Origin of the sequence: [Flexibacter] sp. ATCC 35103, assembly GCF_001975985.1 — a bacterium.
GTDB lineage: Bacteria > Bacteroidota > Bacteroidia > Flavobacteriales > Flavobacteriaceae > Flavobacterium.
Genome location: NZ_MTQF01000009.1, coordinates 84293 through 103884 on the forward strand (window position 1 = coordinate 84293; position 19592 = coordinate 103884).

Annotated in this window: 10 protein-coding genes; 9 read left to right on the forward strand and 1 reads right to left on the reverse strand. The window is 34.3% G+C overall.

All coding sequences use genetic code 11. The features are described from left to right. Positions 1 to 4 precede the first annotated feature (4 nt). Positions 5 to 331 carry a hypothetical protein gene (locus BXU01_RS18270; RefSeq protein WP_083694553.1) on the forward strand — a complete coding sequence of 109 codons (327 nt, stop codon included), beginning with the start codon at positions 5 to 7 and terminating at the stop codon, positions 329 to 331. 514 nt (positions 332 to 845) lie between these two features. Here BXU01_RS18270 and BXU01_RS18275 read toward each other — a convergent pair. Further along, complete coding sequence (locus BXU01_RS18275) at positions 846 to 1814, reverse strand: DUF6252 family protein (RefSeq protein WP_083694551.1); 969 nt, start codon at positions 1812 to 1814, stop codon at positions 846 to 848. A 725-nt stretch (positions 1815 to 2539) separates the two neighbouring features. On the opposite strand from BXU01_RS18275, the gene BXU01_RS18280 reads away from it, so the two are divergent. From BXU01_RS18280 to BXU01_RS18315, 8 genes are all read left to right on the forward strand, one after another. Then, positions 2540 to 4642, forward strand: coding sequence for a glycoside hydrolase family 97 protein (locus tag BXU01_RS18280; protein ID WP_083694548.1), 2103 nt, complete (start codon positions 2540 to 2542; stop codon positions 4640 to 4642). Positions 4643 to 5122: 480 nt separating this feature from the next. Then, the gene (locus BXU01_RS18285) at positions 5123 to 6091 is read left to right on the forward strand and encodes a type I phosphomannose isomerase catalytic subunit (protein WP_083694574.1); all 969 of its coding nucleotides are present in this window, start codon (positions 5123 to 5125) and stop codon (positions 6089 to 6091) included. Positions 6092 to 6372: 281 nt separating this feature from the next. Then, a complete protein-coding gene (locus BXU01_RS18290; protein WP_083694546.1) occupies positions 6373 to 7383 on the forward strand; it encodes a LacI family DNA-binding transcriptional regulator in 1011 nt (336 codons plus the stop codon). Between the two features lie 297 nt (positions 7384 to 7680). After that, positions 7681 to 10770: a SusC/RagA family TonB-linked outer membrane protein gene (locus BXU01_RS18295; RefSeq protein WP_255373801.1), complete on the forward strand. Its 3090-nt coding sequence runs from the start codon at positions 7681 to 7683 to the stop codon at positions 10768 to 10770. 11 nt (positions 10771 to 10781) lie between these two features. Then, positions 10782 to 12299 (forward strand): SusD/RagB family nutrient-binding outer membrane lipoprotein, encoded by a 1518-nt coding sequence (locus BXU01_RS18300; RefSeq protein WP_083694541.1) that lies wholly within the window; start codon positions 10782 to 10784, stop codon positions 12297 to 12299. Between the two features lie 278 nt (positions 12300 to 12577). Further along, positions 12578 to 14566, forward strand: coding sequence for a glycoside hydrolase family 2 protein (locus BXU01_RS18305; RefSeq protein ID WP_255373800.1), 1989 nt, complete (start codon positions 12578 to 12580; stop codon positions 14564 to 14566). Between the two features lie 228 nt (positions 14567 to 14794). Beyond that, positions 14795 to 17059 carry a GH92 family glycosyl hydrolase gene (locus BXU01_RS18310; RefSeq protein WP_083694538.1) on the forward strand — a complete coding sequence of 755 codons (2265 nt, stop codon included), beginning with the start codon at positions 14795 to 14797 and terminating at the stop codon, positions 17057 to 17059. 245 nt (positions 17060 to 17304) lie between these two features. Next, positions 17305 to 19590, forward strand: coding sequence for a GH92 family glycosyl hydrolase (locus tag BXU01_RS18315; RefSeq protein WP_083694535.1), 2286 nt, complete (start codon positions 17305 to 17307; stop codon positions 19588 to 19590). Positions 19591 to 19592: the final 2 nt, after the last annotated feature.

Below are 19592 nucleotides of genomic sequence, written 5' to 3' on the forward strand. Positions count from 1 at the left end.
AAATATGATTAATAAAGAAATTGCATATAATAGAATAAACACCGTTTTATTAGAAATGGAAAAAGAAGTAGGGGTAAAATTAAAAATCAATGATGATTATTTTTATGATTTTCATGATTTTATGTTTTTTATCTATAACTCATTTGAATATTTAATCAATGATAACAATTCTTATGCATTGGCTGGTAATCTACCTCTTATCATAGATAAAAACGAAGGAAACATTTATACTCTTATAGATTTTACAGATGAATTAGAAGATTTTAAATTCGAGGAACTTCTTCTAAATGGATTTTTAGAAAAAATTAACCCCGCTCCGCAAAGTCTGTAGCACGGCTGCGCAAACGTCTCTGACTTTGCGCCCGCAACGATAAGCCACAAAGCGCATACAAAAAAAAGCAACCTAGAAATGGGTTGCTTTTTTTTTGAAAGAATGCCAATCTTATATTTCAATTAAAAAGAAAATGTTCTGGCATTATTTCAAAAAAATGCATAGCCCTTTGCGGCGATTGAGCAAAATAATAAAGGTTCGTAGTGCGTGGGCAGCAGCGTCGGGGTTTGTAGAGGTCTTAAGGAACTGAGATATTTTACATAATGAGTTTATAGTGAAAGGCGAAGCGTACCGGAACGGCTTGCACTATAATGACTTGTTATGTAACATAGCTTTGGTGTGGTTTATCTATTGGTCTAGAAAAATAAATACGTAAAGTCTATCGATAAGGCATAAAAAAAACCTCGCATTTTCTGCGAGGTCTTGTGTTTTATATAATGCGAGATTATCACGAAGATAATCCAATAAAAGCAACTCTTTTACGGGAAACTTTTTATTGTTTATGGAATTGCAATTAATAAGAAATAGTAAAAGCTCCCTTATTAACTTCATGTTTCTCTGTCGTCAGAAAAGATTTAAAAGAAGCACTAAAAGTTCCGCTAATTGTTTTTTTAGTAGTATCGTGACTTAAAATAACAATAGTTCCGGAGTCTGCATTAAAAACCCCTTTTTCAGTAGCATTCTTGATATACATTAAGCTATAATCATATGACTTTTCAATACTAATATCATAGGTACCTGGTTTAACAGTACCCGGTAAATTCACTATAATGCTTTCAACACCTCCTCTTATAGCAGCAATAGCTATTTTTCCCATAATTGAACTAGAAGTTACATTGGCACTAACATATTCTGTATCATCTAATTTTGCAGAAAAAGTATTGTTATTTACAATAGGAATAGCGTTAGTAAAAGAAATATCTTTAAAAGAACCTTTAGTAATAATTTTATTTTCTAATTTGTTATTCGAATTAGATCTTATTCCTGTAAACTGGAATGTTCCGGATATTTTTTTCGTCTTTGTATCTATAGATGATATAATTATACTGGCAGTATCTTTATAATCAAAAGCATTAAACTCACTAATAGCATCTTCTTCTGCAAGACCTATAAAAGCACTGTATTCAGCAGATGTTGGACTATAAGCTAGTGTTAAATTACTTTTTGCCCCACTTAAATTCTTTTTTAAGGTATAAGTCCCTACTTTAGAAGAAGGTACAGTAATTTGAACGAAACCTCCATTTGTTGAACTTAGTCCACTAATCGAAATATAACTAGCCTCTGCAATTGAACTTACACTTACTATTGCCTGTACAGTTGTAGAAACAAAAGTTTTTCCATCAACATCAAATTGCAATTTTCCCGATTCCACTACTTTGTCAATTACATCAACTTCTTCTCTACCGGATTCATCTTTGCTGCATGAGCCAGAAAATAATCCCAAACTTAGGATTGAGATAAATAAAACATATCTTTTTTTCATAATTTTTTATTAAAATTAACTCGCAATTAACAAATAAAAACTCATTAAAAAATCCTTAATAAGTTTTAAAAGTGACAAAATAAGACATTAGCTATCTTTAAAAGAACCATTCAAATTTTAGTTATAATTTATTATTCGAATTATAATAAAGCGACTTTGTTTATGGCTTAAGCCAAATTTACGCTGCTTAAATAAAAAAAGACTTTCTTAATTGGGAAGTCTTTTTTTGTTTCATGTTTTTTCGACCTTATTAGATGATAAAAACAAATTTTTTATCAATCAGATATAAACAGCAATACCCTGATTTCTAAACAAAAGTTTTTAAAGTCTTTACCAAATAAGCTGAAAGCTTAAAAAGCAGTAGCGTAGTGCATCGCACTATGAATTAAATTAAAAGTTGGATTGCCTGAAAGGGGAAAAGCAAATAGGTAAATACTATATATAGCATTATGTTGAATGTTTCCTTTGGATGAATTTGAATTGTTAAGTGAACTTAATGAAATTCTAATTGCCGATTCTCAAAATATAAAGGAATAATGAATTAAATAAATCTGTTATCAGAAGTTTTTCATTTAAAATGGAAGATATTATTTGTCTAATTTTTTTGACTATTTAAAAGAGAAAAAACCATAATTCCCGATTTTTTCTCCTTTGGGTTATTCCATTTCATAAATTTTATTATGTTTGCTAAATCGATTTAGCAATTCTTGAAACTTTCTATTATTATGAAAAATATATTCTTAACGTTCTTTCTAAGTATTATTTCTACTGCATTTATAAATGCACAGGAACTTAAATCTCCTGATGGAAATTTGACTTTGACATTTCGTTTAAATGCATCAGGAACGCCAATTTATTCCCTTAATTATAAGAATAAAGAAGTGCTTAAAGAAAGCAAATTGGGCTTTGTTATAAAGTCTGACATCTTGCTGAATAAAGATTTTGAGATAGCAGCAACAAAGTTTCAGTCAGAAAACAATACATGGAAACCCGTTTTAGGCGAACAAAAAGAAATACAAAATCACTACAATGAATTACGTGCTGATCTTGTACAGGAAAAAAGCAAACGAAAACTTTCGATTTATTTCCGTTTGTTTAATGATGGTTTGGGTTTTAGGTATGAATTTCCGGTACAGGATAATTTGCGCCACTTTATCATTCAGGAAGAAACAACAGAGTTTAACTTAACCGGAGATCATAAACTTTTCTGGATTCCGGGAGATTACGATACAAACGAATACAGTTATACAACATCAAAAATATCCCAGATGCAGGCTTTGGTTTACAACGCTACACATGTTCCGCTTGCAGCACAATCGACCACTAAAAATCTTGCCACTCAAACGCCTTTGATGATTAAAACAAATGATAATCTTTATATCAATATTCACGAAGCAGCACTGAAAAACTATCCTGCAATGTGCCTGAATGTCGATGATAAAACTTTTTCGCTAAGTTCTCATCTTGTTCCGGATGCAGTTGGTAATAAAGGATATATTCAAACGGGGAGTTTTACGCCCTGGAGAACGATTGTTGTAAGTGATGATGCAAGAAACATTCTGGCCTCAAAAATGATTTTAAATTTAAACGATCCTTGTGATTTTGAAGATACTTCCTGGATTAAACCTGTAAAATACATTGGGGTTTGGTGGGAATATTTTACCGGTGGAGGTTCTACATGGGCATATTCAGACAATCAGGATGTGGTTATTGGAGCAACGGATTTCTCTAAATTAAAACCAAATAATACGCACGGAGCAAATACCAAACATGTAAAAGAGTATATAGATTTTGCAGCAACAAATGGTTTTGATGCTGTTTTGGTCGAAGGATGGAATGAGGGTTGGGAAGACAATACGGCCTTTAAAAAAGAACGCATTTATAGTTTTACAAAAGCGTATCCGGATTTTGATGTAAAAGATCTTAGTGATTATGCCAGTAAAAAGAACGTGAAAATTATTATGCATCATGAAACAACATCTTCCACATCAGAATATGAGCGACAATTAAATGCTGCTTTAAATTTCATGGTCGATAATAATTACAACGCTGTAAAAACGGGATATGTAGGACCAATTATCCCGAGAGGAGAACATCATGACGGACAGCAAATGGTAAATCATTATACATATGTAGCCAAAGAAGCTGCTAAACACAAAATCATGGTAGATTCTCATGAAGCCGTTAGACCTACGGGTTTGCACAGAACATATCCTAACTGGTTTGCGCAGGAATCAGCACGCGGAACTGAGTTTGAATCTATGGAAGGAATTCATCCGGATCACACTACAATTCTGCCTTTTACACGATTAATGGGCGGACCGATGGATTATACACCGGGGATTTTTCAGGGAGATTTATCGGTTTATGGATCTAAAAAGAATAAGCTGAGCACAACCCTTGTCAAACAATTGGCATTGTATGTTACTATGTACAGTCCGTTGCAAATGGCTGCCGATTTACCGGAGAATTATATGCGTTTTAATGATGCATTTCAGTTTATAAAAGATGTTGCACTCGATTGGGATGAAACTTATATTCTGGAAGCTGAGCCAGGTGATTATATTACGATTGCCAGAAAGACCAAGGGAAAACAAGAATGGTTTATAGGCGGAATCACGGATGAAAATGCACGTATTGCTACAATTGATTTTAGTTTTTTACCTGCAGGAAAATCATATACAGCAACAATTTATGAAGATGGAAAAACGGCTGATTACAAAACCAATCCGCAATCCTACAATATTCGAAAAGTCACTGTAAACAGTAAAACAAAACTAAAACAAAAATTAGCTTCAAGCGGTGGTGTGGCTATTTCTATAAAATAAATTCTTTGAGAAATGGCACGCGGATGACACTGATTCGCTAAAGCGAAAACACAGATAAAAACGGGATTTTCTCTTCTAGTATTGTTTAAAAAAAATCTGCTTAATCTGCCAAATCTGCGAGAGAAAAAGTTTGAGAAATGGCACGCGGATGACACTGATTCGCTAAAGCGAAAACACGGATAAAAAAGGATTTTTTATTGCTGTTTGAAAAAAATCTGCTTGATCTGCTAAATCTGCGAGAGAAAAAAGTTTGAGAAATGGCACGCGTATGACACGGATTCACTAAAGCGAAACACGGATAAAAACGGATTTTTTATTGTTGTTTGAAAAAAATCTGCTTAATCTGCCAAATATGCGAGAGAAAAAATTAGTAACAGATTAAACACGTTTATTATTTAAATGAGTCAAAGTAATTCGCGAAAATTCGTGTAATTCGTGGCAAAAAACAAAATAGATATTAATTTAAAAAACATAAAAAAAATGAGCATAAAAATTTATCCTTTACAATTTGAACCAATTCTGAAAGACAGAATCTGGGGTGGCGAAAAATTACAAACAGTTCTTAATAAACCTATCACGTCTAAAATTACCGGCGAAAGCTGGGAATTGTCTACTGTAGAAGGTGATGTGAGCGTAGTTGCCAACGGAGAATTAAAAGGAAAATCATTAACAGAATTAATTAATGAATCACCAAATGAAATTTTAGGAACCAAAGTTTACGAGCGATTTGGGAATCAGTTTCCTTTATTGTTTAAATATCTTGATGCGCGTGAAGATTTGTCGATACAAGTTCACCCAAATGATAAACTGGCAAAGGAACGTCATAATTCTTTTGGAAAGACAGAAATGTGGTACGTAATGCAGGCTGATCAGGATGCAAGGATTATTGTAGGATTTAAAGAAGATTCAAGCAAAGAAGAATATCTGGAGAATCTAAATAATAAAAGTTTAGTTTCTATTCTTGATGATGTAAAGGCGAAAGCTGGAGATGTTTTCTTTTTAGAAACCGGAACTGTTCATGCAATTGGTGCAGGATTAGTTGTTGCAGAAATTCAGCAAACATCTGATATTACATATCGTTTATATGATTTTGACAGGGTAGATGCTCAGGGAAATAAAAGAGAATTACACGTAGATTTAGCACTTGATGCTATCAATTACAATAAAGTAGATACCCATAAAAAATACGATAAAGAGGTAAATCAATCTAACGTAATTGTAGATTGCCCCTATTTTACAACCAATTTTATTCCGCTTGACGGGAAGATTGAAGGAAGTAAAAACGGAGAAACCTTTACGGTATATATGTGTATCGAAGGTACTTTTGAACTTAGATACGAAAATGTGACTTATCAATATAAAAAAGGAGATACTGTTTTGATTCCTGCTGACATACGCAGTTATGTTTTAGAAGGTTCAGCCTCAATCTTAGAAGTGTATATTTCTTAAATTTTCAACTAAATAAAAAGAGTCGGAGGGTTTTGTTTTATAAACTCTCCGACTTTTTAATATTCAATAACAGATTATTCATATTAAAAAGGGAATAAGGGTGTAAAGTCTTAAAAAACGATTAATATTAAAATTACCTGTAATTGCTGATGATTGTGCTTGTAATTAGCTTTAAAAAAATGATATGTTTAAAAAAATAATTACAAAATCGTTTTAGTAACTATTTTTATTTATATTTGTGATATAATTAATAACAGCTTAATAAAAAATTAACTCCTTAGATGAAAAAGATTACTATTAAGGATATTGCCACAGAGGCGCAAGTATCTATATCAACGGTATCTTTTGTCATTAATGATAAAGGCGAGAAAATGGGAATCAGCCCGGCTGTGATTAAAAAAGTGCAGCAAGTTGCTGAAAAGCTTAATTACAGACCTAGTATGATTGCTACAAGTCTTAGAACCGGAAAGACAAGATCTATTGGGTTAATTGTCGAAGATATTTCGAATCAGTTCTTTGCAGATCTTGCCAGAGTTATAGAAGATGAAGCTAAAAGTATTGATTATAGAGTTTTTTACTGTAGTACAGGAGGAGATGACGGACGTTCTCAGGAATTGATACACAGTCTTTTGCAGGCAAATGTAGATGGTTTTATTATCACGCCAACAGAAAATTTAGAAGACAGTATAGATCTTCTTTTAAAACTGAAAAAACCAGTAGTCTTAATCGACAGGTATTTTCCGGGACAAAGAGTAAGTCATGTTGTAATGGATAATTATGAAGCGTCTAATACAGCTACAAAATTTATAATTGACAAAGGCCGTAAAAACATAGCAGTTGTCAATAACGAATCAGAAATGATTCAGATGAAGTTAAGAGAAGATGGTTGTCGTGACGCCCTAAAAGAAGCAGGAATTTATAATGAATCACTTGTGCTTCATATGGATTACTACAGCAATGAAGAAACCAGAATTGCAACAATAGCCGGTTTTTTAGAAAAAAATCCAAATATTGATGCTGTTTTATTTCTTACAAATTATATGGGATTGGCAGGTCTTCAGGCTTTTAAACAAATGAAAATCAGGATTCCTGAAGATATTGCAGTTATAAGTTTTGATGATCATGACAGCTTTAAACTGCATACACCGGCAATTAGTGTTATAGCACAGCCTATTGAAGATATTGCTGTTAAATCGATACAATTATTGATGAGCCAAATGACAGATATGGAGAAATTTCAAGTAGAAAAAAGTCTTAAAAAAGGTAAATTGATTGTTAGAGAATCAATTTAATTTTAAGATAATAATCAAAATAAAAAAGAAAAGAAACGTTCGTTTTTTTTTACTCATTTTACTAAATCGTTTTAGTAAAATTTAGACAGAGCAAACTAATAATCAGTAATTTTTTTGACCTGTTTACTATATCGATTTCTTGAAATCAGGGTACAAATATATTACTATAAAAAGGATAGTATTTAAAGATGGAGATCTTAGAATACCGTATTAAAATTGAGTTCAAATTTTTTATTAATTTTTTAAAAACAATCACGTTAAAACAAAATCAAAACAAATAACCAAAAAAAAATGCTTATGAAACGAATATTGGCAGTGTTAGGAATGGTATTGTTGAGCAGCTTAGGAGCTGTTGCACAAAACCGATTAATAACAGGCATAGTGGCTGATGCAGAGAACAAGGGAATTGTTGCTGCATCGATAGAGGTTCAGGGAAAACCGTTTAGTGCAATTACAGATGCGGAAGGCCGGTTTAAAATGAATGTTCCGGAAGGAAAGGTTACATTAAACGTATCATCTATTGGTTTTGCATCAAAATTAGTGGTACTTCAGGAAAATGAAAACAGAGTTGCCGTTGTCCTGATCGAAAACACACAAGAACTAAAAGATGTTGTAGTAACTTCATTTGGTGTTAAAAAACAAAAGAAAAGTTTAGGTTACGCAGTTGGAGAATTAAAAGGAGATGAGCTGACCAAGAATAAAGAAATCAACTTAGGAAATGCCCTTCAGGGAAAAATTGCCGGAGTTAACGTTTCTGCGCCGGTTTCAGGACCTTCAGGTTCTAGCCGTGTTGTAATTCGTGGAGCAACATCGGCTTCTGGTCTTAACCAGCCTTTGTATGTTGTAGATGGTATTCCGATAGACAATAGCCAGCAAGGAAATGCAGGAATGTACGGAGGAGCTGATAAAGGAGACGGAATGTCCTCTTTTAATCCGGATGATATCGCTTCGATGTCAGTACTTAAAGGTAGTGCCGCTTCTGCACTTTACGGATACAGAGGATCAAATGGTGTTATCTTAATTACGACTAAAAAAGGAAAAAGCGGAACAGGAATTGGAGTAGATTTTAGTACAAATTCTACCTTCAATACACCGGCAACTCTTTTACACTGGCAAGATCAATACGGAGCGGGAGCGCCTGTAAATGGTGTTGCAACAAGATTTGCAAACGCACAGGAACTTGGAGATTCTTACTATTTTGCCTGGGGAGATAAATATGATGGAACTCCGTCTCTTGGTATCGATGGAATTACAAGACCATATCAGGCTTACGGACAGGATAATGTTAAAAACTTCTACAGAACCGGATATTCTTTCAGTAATACTTTAGCAATTTCCGGAGGAAACGAAACAACTAATTTCAGGTTATCTTTTGGAAATACGAAAGACGAATCTATTTTGCCCGGAACTAACTTTGGAAGAAATAACGTGACTTTAAGTTTAAATTCGGCACCAAATAAAAAGGTAAGTATCGAGACAAACGCACAGTATATTTCTGAGAAAAGCCATAACAGACCTTATTTGAATGACTCTCCAAGAAACCCATCTTTTCCGGTTACTTTTATGACTCCGGGAACAGATATTAGATGGATCAACAATGCATATGATGAAAATGGAGGAGAAGCAGATTATTTTCAATCAAACGTATATCAGACAAATCCTTACTTTGCAACGCAGGAAACCCTGAATAACGATCTTAGAAAACGTTTTATAGGTTCTGCAAAAGTAAATTATAATATTACCGATAAAATTTACGCAAAAGCTGTCATTGGGATTGATGATATTAATTATGAATTTACAGAGATTGAACCAACCGGAATTAACTATGCACCGGGTGGAGCTTATGAAAACACAGTTCAAAACCGTTCTGAGTTTAATGCTTCAGGTTATTTAGGATACAAAGGCGATATCGCTAAAAATCTTTCTTTGGATGCTTTTGTTGGAGCAAACCGTCAGGATAACAGAATGAGTGGTATTAAAATGAGAGGAAATAACTTTATTGTTCCGTTCAAGTATTTTTATGCAAACACTCAGCCTGTAAAAACAGAAAAATTATTTTCTGAAAGCGAAGTAAATTCACTTTTTTATTCAGCAGATTTAGGATATAAAGATTTCTTGTATGTTAGTTTAACAGGTCGTGAAGATTGGTTTTCAACTTTAGATCCGGCAAATAACAGTACTTTTTACCCATCTGTGAGTACAAGTTTTATTTATTCTGAAATAGTTAAATTACCGGAATGGATGTCTTATGGTAAAATTAGAGCTGGTTGGGGTAATGTTGGTGGAGCTTTGCCGGATGCTTATGCTTTATCATTAACGTACACTGCGCCAGACGGACAAACTGATTCTCAAGGTCAGCCAATTTTAGGTGTTAATGGAGAAACAGTTCCAAACAAATTCTTAAAACCTTATAATGTAAGTACAATCGAATTTGGTTTTGAAAATACATTTTTCAACAACAGATTAAGTACAGATTTGACTTTTTACCAAAAAAGAACAACCAATGATATTGCTGATGCTGATATTTCTAAAGCTTCAGGTTACAGAACTACAAAAATCAATGTGGGAGAAATCCTGAATCAGGGTGTTGAGTTTGCCGTAAATGTAAAAGCAGTAAAAACACCTAGTTTTAGCTGGAGTGTTGGTTATAATTTTGCTTACAACAAGAGTGAAGTTGTCAACCTTTCGGATAAAATTCCAACAAAATTGTTAGACGATAACAGAGATGCAAGAGCTTCTGTCGTATTAGAAAAAGGACAGCCTTTTGGTGTAATCAAAGCTTATGATTATTTAAGAGATACAAACGGAAACATTGTACTTGATCCAAGCGGTAAATTCCTGAGAGGAAACTTAATTATTGCAGGACAAGGTGTTGCGCCAACTTCAATGGGACTTTCAAATGATTTCTCTTATAAAAACTTCACACTTTCTGTTTTTGTAGATGCTAAATTTGGAGGAGAAATTTATTCTGCAACAAACCAATTAGGAATGCGTTACGGATTATCTGAAGCTTCGCTTGCTGGTCGTGAAGGCGGAGTTGCTGTTTCAGGAACAGATACAAACGGAAATGCTGTAAACACAACTGTTTCTGCTTATGATTACTGGAGAAGTTATAGCGATGTAACATCAAATTTTGTATATGATGCTGATTTTGTGAAGTTAAGAGCCATTTCTTTTAGCTATAATTTTCCAAAATCGTATATCGAAAAAACACCTTTCCAATCGATTAGTTTAGCATTCTCTGCTCATAATTTATGGACAATCTATGACAAAGTACCTAATATCGATCCAGAGTCAAACTATAATAATAGCAATGCTCAGGGACTTGAAAGAGCTTCTATGCCTTTGACAAGAAATTATGGTATAACACTTAATGTCAAATTCTAATAATAAAAAAGATGAAAAATAGATATATTAAAATATTTTGTGTCGCAATTGTTAGTGCAATGACATTAGCATCATGCGATAAAGGATTCGAAGAAATGAATACGAATCCAAATGCCTTAACAGAACCTGCAGTAAAATCGATGTTTACATTAGCTGAGATTTATGTTGACGGTCAGGATTTTTCGAATACAAGAGGAAATAATATTTATGCCGCACAAATCGTACAGCAATTTTCTTCACCAGGAGGAGCGGGTTCAAAATATACCTATTCTTCTGAATATTCAGCTGCCCTTTTTGGGGAATCTTATGGAAAAGGATTGAACCAGATTTATCAGTTAATGTCGGTTTTGCCAAACAATGATGAAAATTCAAATGCAATTCAGGCTTTAAGAATCATGAAAGTTTTAATGTTTCAAAAACTAACGGATACTTATGGAGAAGTTCCTTATTTTGAAGCAGGAAAAGGATATAATGGAAATATTTTCACTCCAAAATATGACACTCAGGAAGCGATTTACAATGATCTTTTAAAAGAATTGGACGAAGCCGGAACAGCATTAGATGCGAACAAAGGTTTTGTTGGTGCAGCAGATTTATATTACCAAAGTGATGTTGCCAAATGGAAAAAATTAGCCAATTCCGTAATGCTTAGAGTAGCCATGCGTTTGTCTAAAGTAAATCCGGCCAAAGCTAAGGAATATGTAGAAAAAGCAGTTTCAAAAGGTGTTTTTGCTTCAAATGATGACAGTCTTGTTTTAAAACATGATTCAGGTCCACAAGGAGTTAGAACTAATCCTATTACTTCTGCGTGGGTTACAAATGATTTGAACGGAGGAGAATCAAACATAAAATTCAGTAAAACATTTATCGATCAGTTAAAAAATAATAACGATCCTCGTTTAAGAATCTATGCTAAATTAGAAGCAACCGGAGATAACAATCCGGCAAACCAACAAGGTCTTGCCAATGATGCTAAAGATTTTCCGGGCGGAGACAAAAAAGTTTTCTCAGACCCAAATACTTCTACAGTATTACGTTTAGATGCACCAACATTAATTATGTCATATGCTGAGGTTCAATATATATTGGCAGAAGCAGCTGTAAAAGGCTGGAACGTTGGCGGAAGTGCACAACAATACTATGATAACGGAGTAAAAGCAGCGATGGAAGTATTAACTATTTTTGGTGATAAAGTACCGGCGGTTACACCTGCTGAATACACTACTTATATGACGGCTCATCCTTTTAAAATTGCTGGAACTGAGGCTCAAAAAATCGAACAGATTATCACTCAAAAATGGATTGTATTGTTGTTTAATGGTTTTGAAGCTTTTTCAGAATACAGAAGAACAGGATATCCGGTTTTAGTTCCTGTAAATGATCCTACGGGAGAAACAAACGGAACAATTCCGAGAAGATTAATCTACGATCAGTCTGAGCTTTTAACAAATGCAGATAATTATCAACAAGCAATAAGTCGTCAGGGATTAGACAGAATGACAACCAGAATCTGGTGGGATAAACAATAAATTTGGTTAGGTTAGTTAAAATAAGTCGGGAAGGAATACCTGTACCGCCCGGCTTATTTTTTAAAGATTCAGAGTTTCGAAGAAGAAAGAGGAAAGAGGAAAGAGGAAAGAGGAAAGAGGAAAGAGGAAAGAAGAAAGAGTAAAGAAGAAAGAGTAAAGATTAGGGAGACAAAGCTTTGCCCACTTTGCGGCTAATTTTCTTTATATTCAGAGGTTAAAAATCCGTTTAAATCCGTGTCATCCGCGTTACAATATCACTTGCAGTAAAAAAATAAAAAATGAAATATATAAAAAACTTTTATTGGGTAATATCTCTTTGTATTGCGAATTTCTCATTTGTAATCAATGCTCAAAGTATTGATATAAAAGAAGATTGGCAATATCGAGAAATAAAAACTGATAAATGGTTTCCTGCAACCGTGCCTGGAGAAATCCACACCGATTTATTGAATAATAAAGTAATACCGGATCCATTTTACAGAGACAATGAAAAAAAAGTTGCCTGGATCGAAAAGAAAGACTGGGAATATAAAACCACTTTTAAAATTGGTGCAGCAACATTAAAAAAGAAAAATGCAGAGCTGGTTTTTGACGGATTAGATACTTATGCAACCGTTTACCTCAACAATCAATTGGTTTTAAAAGCGGATAACATGTTCCGTCAATGGCGCGTAGACGTTAAAAAACTCATTAAATCCGGAAATAATGATTTAGTAATTGTTTTTAAATCGGCACAAAATGTAGTTGATTCCCTAGCCAAAAAAGATTTTCCATTTGTGATTCCGGACAATCCGCGTGCTTATGTACGAAAAGCGCAATATCATTTTGGATGGGATTGGGGACCAAAATTCACCACTTGCGGAATATGGAAAACCCCAAGATTAGAAGCCTACGACGAAAAAACTCCGGAGAAACCATACGTTTTAGATCGAAAAATAGAATTGGTACAACAACCGGATAGTCTGGGGAAATCATTTTATTTTAAGATTGATGGAAAACCAGTTTATATGAAAGGCGCCAATTATATTCCGTCAGATGCTTTTTTATCCAGAGTAACCAAAAAAGAATACGAAAAAGTGATTGGTATGGCCAAAGATGCCAACATGAATATGCTTCGTGTTTGGGGCGGCGGAATTTATGAAGACGATTATTTCTATGACTTATGCGATAAATACGGAATCTACGTCTGGCAGGATTTTATGTTTGCCGGAACAATGATACCGGGAGATGATGCTTTTTTTGATAATGTAAAAAAAGAAGTTCAGTATCAGGTAAAACGTTTACGCCATCATAAAAGTATTGTTTTATGGTGCGGAAATAATGAAATTGATGAAGCCTTTAAAGATTGGGGATGGCAAAAAAGCATGAAAATGTCTAAGCAGGATTCCACCAGATTATGGAAAGATTACGTTCGTTTGTTTCAGGACAGTATCCCGAAATGGGTAAAAGAAGTTGATACGAAACGTCCTTATATTAGCTCATCACCATTATTTCATTGGTCGAGAAAAGCCAGTATTTCAGAAGGTGACAGCCATTATTGGGGAACCTGGTGGGGATTAGAAGATGTAGAAGCCGTACAGAAAAAAACAGGACGTTTTGTGAGCGAATACGGAATGCAGGCAATGCCAACTTATTCTTCAATAGAAAAATTCACACTGCCGGAAGACCGCTATTTATATTCGGATATTTTGCAGGCCCATCAAAAAGCCGGAAAAGGATTTCTGAAATTAGATTCGTATTTGAATCGCTATTTTATTGATTCGACCAAAATAAAGAAAATGAATGTTGAGGATTATTCATACCTCACCCAATGCTTGCAATATTATTCGCTTAAAAATATTATAGGAATTCACCGTTCAAAAGCACCTTATAATATGGGAACTTTGGTTTGGCAGCTTAACGATTGCTGGCCAGTAGCAAGCTGGAGTGTAACCGATTATTATGACAGACAACCAAAAGCAGCCTGGTATGCGATGAAAGAAGCGTATCGGGATGATAAAACGCCTGAAATAGATTTGACGCGCCCAATAAATTTAACACTCGAAGATCCAAAAATTACTTGGGAAGTAAAAGGAAATAAAGTAGTTTTAAAAGCATCAAAATTTGCCAAATATGTAAACGTTTCCATAAAAGGATATACCGGAAAATGGAGCGACAATTATTTCGATTTAAAACCCGGAGAAGAAAAAACAATCACATTCGAAGGAAAAATTGAAAAACCGGTTTTAAAAGTTTACTCCTTGTATGAGGTTTTAGCAAGGTACTAAGGTTTTAAGTTGCTGAGGTTCTGAGGTTTTTAGGAACAAAGGTTCAAAGAGACAAAGGTTTTCCGTAGAGGCGCACAGCAGTGCGTCTACTTTGCGACCTTTGCGTAAATCCTTGCATACTTTGCGGTTAAATTTAAGTTCAAAGATTAAAAAAATATCCGTGTAAATCAGTTTAACCCGTGTCATCCGTGGGCAACATTTACACAAATCAAATAAAAAATAATTAAAATGGTTACAAAATTCAAAAACATTGTTTTCGCTATAATTATGCTAAGCAGTTTAGCGGTAATTTCGCAGGAAAAGAAAGTAAAACAAACTAGCACAGATTATACACAATATGTAAATCCGTTTATTGGATCTGCAGGACACGGACATGTATTTGTGGGCGCGAATGTTCCTTTTGGAGCTGTACAATTAGGTCCCGTAAATGTTTTTGAAGGTTGGGATTGGTGCAGCGGATACAACTATGCAAGTAATACAATTCTAGGATTCACGCACACGCATTTAAGCGGAACCGGAATTGGAGATTTAAATGATATTTTATTACTTCCTGTTTCTGGAAAAGTGCCACTAACCAAAGGAACAAAAGAAGATATGGCAACGGGTTACGGTTCTTATTTCTCTCATAAAAACGAAGTAAGTAAAGCTGGATATTACAGCGTTTTATTAGATAAATACAAAATCAAAGCTGAGTTAACCGCCAGCGAAAGAGTAGGTTTTCATAAATATACTTTTAATTCTACTACAGACAATCACGTTTTACTAGATCTTGCTGACGGAATTGGTTGGGATAAACCGGTAAAAACTTTCATCAAAAAGCTAAACGAAACAACGCTTGTAGGATACAGATATTCTGCGGGTTGGGCAGCTGATCAACGTATTTTCTTTACGATCGAATTTTCGGAACCAATTTCAAATATTGCACTTTACGACAATACAACGGCTGTTTCTGGAAACGAAGGAGAAGGTTTAAAAATGAAAGCAGTTTTAGATTTCAAGACTTTAAAAAACAAACAAGTTTTAGTAAAAGTGGGGATTTCTCCGGTAAGTTATGAGAACGCTTCTGCAAATATTAAAGCCGAGATTCCGGGTTGGGATTTTAATGCTGTAGCAAAAGAAGCGACTTCAAAATGGAATAAAGAGCTAAATAAAATTCAGATCAAAGGAGATGATAAAAACATGAAAGTTTTTTACACTGCTTTGTATCATACCATGTTTGCGCCTTCAATTTTCAATGATGTAAACGGAGATTATAGAGGAACAGACAAGAAAGTTTACGAAAAAGCAAATTTTACAAACTATACCACTTTCTCACTTTGGGATACTTATCGTGGTTTGCATCCTTTATACACAATTACGCAACCAAATAAAATCAACGATATCGTTAAATCATTTTTGGCAATCTACGAACAACAAGGCAGATTACCGGTTTGGCATTTAATGGGTAATGAAACCAATACGATGAACGGAAATCACTCAATCGCCGTGATTGTAGATGCTTACATGAAAGGATATAGAGATTACGATACCGCATTGGCATACGAAGCGATCAAAAAAACAGCCATGCAAACGCGTGACGGAATGGATTATGTTCAGAAACTAGAATATATTCCAGCTGATAAGATGTTGGAATCTGTTGGTAATGCTTTAGAATATGCAATTGATGATTATTGTGTGGCACAAATGGCAAAATCTTTAGGGAAAACCGATGATTATAATTATTTCATCAAAAGAGCCAATTTGTACAAATTATATTTCGATAAAGAAACCACATTCATGAGAGGAAAATTGACCGATGGAAATTGGAGAACACCATTTAATCCGCTTTCATCAGCGCATCGTAAAGACGATTATGTCGAGGGAAATGCATGGCAATATACTTGGTTAGTTCCTCAGGATCCTTATGGTTTAATTGAATTATTTGGAAGCGAAGATAAATTTTTAGCCAAATTAGATTCCCTTTTCTTAATCACAGATAAAGTAGAAGGAGAAGAAATTTCACCGGATATTAGTGGATTAATTGGTCAATATGCACAAGGAAATGAGCCAAATCACCATATTCCATATTTGTATGCTTATGCAGGACAACCTTGGAAAACGGCAAAACTAATTCGTGAAATCGATGATAAATTTTACTCGACAAAACCGGACGGATTATGCGGAAATGAAGATTTAGGACAAATGTCGGCTTGGTATATTTTATCGTCAATGGGATTCTATTCGGTTAATCCGGCAAACGGAATTTACGTTTTAGGAAGTCCGTTGGTAAATTCAGCTACGATTCATCATAAAGAAGGAATTTCGTTTACAGTAAACGCAATCGATAATAGCAAAACAAATATCTATATTCAAAAAGCAGAATATAACGGAAAACCTTATACAAAATCATACATTACACACGATATGATCGTAAAAGGTGGAGAATTAAAATTGTTTATGGGAAGTAAACCATCGACAACTTTTGGAGTGAAAAAAGAAGATAGACCTATTTAGATTTAAGATTTTAGAATATAGATTTTAGATTTAAGAAATTGGAACGTTGAGTTTCCTAACAGGTTTTTAAAACCTGTTAGGTATGATTTACAGTTTAAGATTTTAGGCTCACGGTAGCTTTGTCAAAGTTTTAAACTTTGACAAAGCTTAGACAAACAAGATTTAGATTAAAGAAATAAGAAGAGTTCAGCCACAGTTTTAGCTTAAAGCCTATAGCTTAAAGCGTAAAGCATAAAAATAAAAATATGAAAATAAAGAGTTTAATTTTTTTAGGGGTAATGCAATGTTTTTTTGCAGGAAACGCACAAGTTAAAACTTTAGATCCGGTAGAATATGTAAATCCTTTAATGGGAACACAATCTTTGCATAGTCTTTCGAACGGAAATACGTATCCTGCAATTTGCCGACCTTGGGGAATGAACTTCTGGACACCGCAAACCGGGAAAATGGGCGACGGTTGGGCGTATATTTACACTGCCGAAAAAATTAGAGGATTCAAACAAACACATCAGCCATCGCCGTGGATGAACGATTACGGACAGTTTTCGATCATGCCGGTAACCGGTAAGCTAACTTTTGCAGAAGACGAAAGAGGAAGCTGGTTCAGCCACAAAGCAGAGGTTTCTAAGCCGTATTATTATAGCGTATATCTTGCTGATTATGATGTAACGACCGAAATTACAGCAACTGAAAGAGCAGCACATTTTCAGATAACGTTTCCGGAAAATGAACAATCTTCTATTGTAATCGATGCTTTTGATAAAGGGTCTTACATTAAAATAATTCCATCAGAAAATAAAATTATAGGATATACAACTAGAAATAGTGGCGGCGTTCCAGAGAATTTCAAAAACTACTTTGTACTTCAATTCGATAAACCATTTGCTACTAATTATACTTGGCACGATAAAGTTTTAGAAAAAGACAAATTAGAATTAAAAGACAATCATGTTGGTGCAGTTGTAGGTTTTAAAACTAAAAAAGGAGAAATCATAAACGTAAAAGTTTCCTCTTCATTTATTAGCGCAGAACAAGCAGAATTAAATTTAAAAAACGAATTAGGAACTTCTTCATTTAATGAAACTGTAGCGCAATCAAAACAAGAATGGAATAAAGTTTTAGGAAAATTATCTGCCGAAGGTGGAAGCGAAGAACAACTAAAAACGTTTTACTCCAGTTTATATCGTACCGCTTGTTTTCCGCAGAAGCAATATGAAGTAAATGCAAAAGGAGAAATCGTGCATTACAGTCCGTATAATGGACAAGTTTTGCCGGGTTATATGTTTGCAGGAACAGGATTTTGGGATACTTTTCGTGCCTTATATCCTTTGTTAAATCTGGTTTATCCTTCGATAAATAAAGAAATGCAGGAAGGATTAATCAACGATTATAAAGAAGGTGGTTTCTTGCCGGAATGGTCAAGCCCGGGATTCAGAGATGTAATGGTTGGGAATAACTCTGCTTCTGTAGTTGCTGATGCTTATATCAAAGGATTGCGAGGATATGATATCAATAAATTGTATGAAGCTTTATTGCATGGCGCCAATAACGAAGGTCCATTAGAAGCTGTAGGGAGAAAAGGAGTGGAGTATTACAACACTTTAGGTTATGTTCCTTATGATGTAAAAATCAATGAAAATGCAGCCAGAACATTAGAATATGCTTACGATGATTTCTCGATCTGGAAATTGGCAAAAGCCTTAAATCGCCCTAAAAAAGAAATCAGTTTATATGAAAAACGAATGATGAATTATAAGAATCTTTATAATCCTTCAATTGGTTTAATGAGCGGTCGAAATAAAGACGGAAGTTTCCCAAAAGATTTCAATCCGTTTAAATGGGGAGATGCTTTTACCGAAGGAAATGCGTGGCACTATAGCTGGAGTGTTTTTCATGATGTTCATGGTTTGATTGATTTAATGGGCGGCGAGAAAAAATTCACCGCAAAATTAGATGCAGTTTTCTCCACTCCGCCAATTTTTGATGATAGTTATTATGGTGCAGTTATTCATGAAATCCGCGAAATGCAAATCATGAATATGGGACAATACGCTCACGGAAATCAACCCATTCAGCACATGATTTATTTGTACAATTATGCTGGTGAACCCTGGAAAACTCAATATTGGTCTCGTGAAGTGATGAACCGTTTGTATAAACCAACTCCGGACGGATATTGCGGAGATGAGGATAACGGACAAACTTCTGCCTGGTATGTTTTCTCAGCAATGGGATTTTATCCGGTTTGTCCCGGAACAGAAGAATATGTTCTTGGAGCACCATTATTTAAGAAATTAACCTTGCAATTAGAAAACGGAAAAAAATTAGTAATCAATGCACCAAATAATTCTGAAACCAATAAATATGTTCAGGATTTAAAGTGGAACAATGCAATTCATACCAAAAATTTCATCAATCATTTTGATGTATTAAAAGGTGGAGAGTTAAATTTTGACATGATTAGCAAACCTAATTTACAAAGAGGAACTTCGGCAAGTTCTTATCCATATTCTTATTCAACTTCAAAATAATA

Bases quoted from the DNA above. Each gene is read 5' to 3' on its own strand.
- BXU01_RS18300 (WP_083694541.1), top strand. From the start codon at position 10,782: ATGAAAAATAGATATATTAAAATATTTTGTGTCGCAATTGTTAGTGCA.
- BXU01_RS18310 (WP_083694538.1), top strand. From the start codon at position 14,795: ATGGTTACAAAATTCAAAAACATTGTTTTCGCTATAATTATGCTAAGC.
- BXU01_RS18280 (WP_083694548.1), top strand. From the start codon at position 2,540: ATGAAAAATATATTCTTAACGTTCTTTCTAAGTATTATTTCTACTGCA.
- BXU01_RS18275 (WP_083694551.1), bottom strand. From the start codon at position 1,814: ATGAAAAAAAGATATGTTTTATTTATCTCAATCCTAAGTTTGGGATTA.
- BXU01_RS18290 (WP_083694546.1), top strand. From the start codon at position 6,373: ATGAAAAAGATTACTATTAAGGATATTGCCACAGAGGCGCAAGTATCT.
- BXU01_RS18270 (WP_083694553.1), top strand. From the start codon at position 5: ATGATTAATAAAGAAATTGCATATAATAGAATAAACACCGTTTTATTA.
- BXU01_RS18285 (WP_083694574.1), top strand. From the start codon at position 5,123: ATGAGCATAAAAATTTATCCTTTACAATTTGAACCAATTCTGAAAGAC.
- BXU01_RS18315 (WP_083694535.1), top strand. From the start codon at position 17,305: ATGAAAATAAAGAGTTTAATTTTTTTAGGGGTAATGCAATGTTTTTTT.
- BXU01_RS18295 (WP_255373801.1), top strand. From the start codon at position 7,681: ATGAAACGAATATTGGCAGTGTTAGGAATGGTATTGTTGAGCAGCTTA.
- BXU01_RS18305 (WP_255373800.1), top strand. From the start codon at position 12,578: ATGAAATATATAAAAAACTTTTATTGGGTAATATCTCTTTGTATTGCG.